The organism is Clostridium boliviensis, assembly GCF_033342255.1.
Lineage (GTDB): Bacteria > Bacillota > Clostridia > Lachnospirales > Lachnospiraceae > Lacrimispora > Lacrimispora boliviensis.
In genome coordinates, this window is the sequence record NZ_JAWONS010000188.1 from 1 (window position 1) to 432 (window position 432).

General features: G+C 60.6%; 1 protein-coding gene. It reads right to left on the reverse strand.

Annotated features, from left to right (window positions below):
• The coding region (locus RZO55_RS12420) for an alkaline phosphatase D family protein (protein WP_318064607.1) at nucleotides 1-432 on the reverse strand (432 nt) is incomplete at both ends.

Below are 432 nucleotides of genomic sequence, written 5' to 3' on the forward strand. Positions count from 1 at the left end.
GGCTTTAAAACGATAATAATAGGGGCGGTCGGGCTTCAGACCCGACACCTCCACATGGACGGAGTGGGCGAGGTCAGCCCGGGCATAGGCGGTCCCGCTTTGGATGACGCGGCGAAAGCGGTCATCGGCGGCCACTTCCCAACGGACGGGGATGTCGCGGGGAGGCATTCCCCCGCCGTTCAACGGATCCGGGGCCAATCGGGTCCACAAGACGACGCTGTCCGAAAGGGGGTCCCCCGAGGCGACCCCAAGGGTAAAGGGATAGGAGGAGAACTTGGGTGCCGCATCGATGCGGACGGGTCTCAGCAGGGCATTGGAGAGGGTGAGGCTGAGGGAAAGGGCGGTAATTCGACCCATCTCCTGCAAAAAGCTGCGCCGATCCATCCGGTTGGAAAGAAAATCGGAATCGAGCCATTTATCCAGAAAAGGTTT